The 1,203-nt window shown below is 47.2% G+C and carries 2 protein-coding genes; one reads left to right on the forward strand and one right to left on the reverse strand.

Features of this window, described 5'->3' with window-relative positions; genetic code table 11:
• The coding region (locus EAO38_RS09035; protein ID WP_205588390.1) for a hypothetical protein at positions 1 to 190 on the forward strand (190 nt) is incomplete at its 5' end.
• A 187-nt stretch (positions 191 to 377) separates the two neighbouring features.
• On the opposite strand, the gene EAO38_RS08525 is transcribed toward EAO38_RS09035, so the two are convergent.
• Positions 378 to 1,203: hypothetical protein (locus EAO38_RS08525; RefSeq protein ID WP_162982756.1), on the reverse strand; the 826-nt coding region annotated here is incomplete at its 5' end.

Below are 1,203 nucleotides of genomic sequence, written 5' to 3' on the forward strand. Positions count from 1 at the left end.
GGTGGCCTCTAAAAGTTCTTGTATCTTGTCGTGTAACAACATCATCGCCCCTTATAGCCCTATTCAACCAAAAAACCCCCGCGTGAATCAAGGGTTAAAGAGTAGCTTGTGTTATACTAGAGACATAAGGGGCATATGTGGTTATCTCTTAGGGCATTTGGCGTATTGGGCTAAAGCCTTTAAGGGTTGAGGAGTGTAGCGGGAGACCTCCTAGAAAGGAGGTAACCACATGCATAGGTTGCTAATAATCCTAGCGTTGATGGTACTCTTAGCCATCGCGCAACAGAGTTAAGCATTCTGCTTACCTCTGGCTTGCCTCCGCTAACGCGAATACCCCCCAAAAAGGGGGGCAATTGCGCTGGGGTTATTTTGCCTCTTTACCCCTTATTTGTCAAGGCCTCCTTTAACCTAGCTTCTTCCCGAGCAAAATGCGAATCTACATACCCCTCAAATAGCGCATTCTTGTTGCGCTCCACGAGGTCCAAATTTTCCCCCTTGGAGTAAAAGAAGACTTGGCTAAAATCTAGCTTCTTTTCTTGGGCTAGGGCGCGCGCGTCCATCAAGGGCCTATCTAACTGGCTCAAGCCCAAGACCCATATGTCATAACACTCCCACAAAGCGATCAAATACTCTTGAAGTGCCTGCTCCATTTGGGCTAAGATATTGGGGTCTAGCTTGTCTAATTGGGCTTCATTGTCCTTAATATTGGAGTAATACCACGCTTGTGGGCTCTTGCTAGGGATATTCGCCCCTTTTTTAAGCGCGCGCGCCAAGATCACATGCTGGTTCAAAAAAAGGCTGTCGTCTCTCCAGCCCTTAGTCTCCCCATTCTTATTGGGGATGAGATCCAACACCATAGCCCCTATTACCACCCCTGTGTTAGAAAAATAAAGCTTATAATCTGTGTTCTCTCTGGGGCCCTCGCGTACATGCGTGATGTTATTCAATGTGGGGGGTTTGACATGTTTTTTATAGGGCAACTCCATCGCCCCGCTAGCGCGCATGGCCTCGGGCAATGTTAATTTCTTAGGTTTTTCCACCTGCTCAAATAGGGGCAATCGGTGTCCTCGTGGGTAGTATTTCATGCGCTCTAAGAATTCATCACTATTGAGTTGGGCGATCCGCGTATTGATGTGCTTTTTTTGGTGGTGGTTAAAAAGCCTTTGGAGAGTGCTTGTGTCAAAAGCCCCAAACCCTTCTTTA

This window comes from Helicobacter vulpis (assembly GCF_003660395.1).
GTDB lineage: Bacteria > Campylobacterota > Campylobacteria > Campylobacterales > Helicobacteraceae > Helicobacter > Helicobacter vulpis.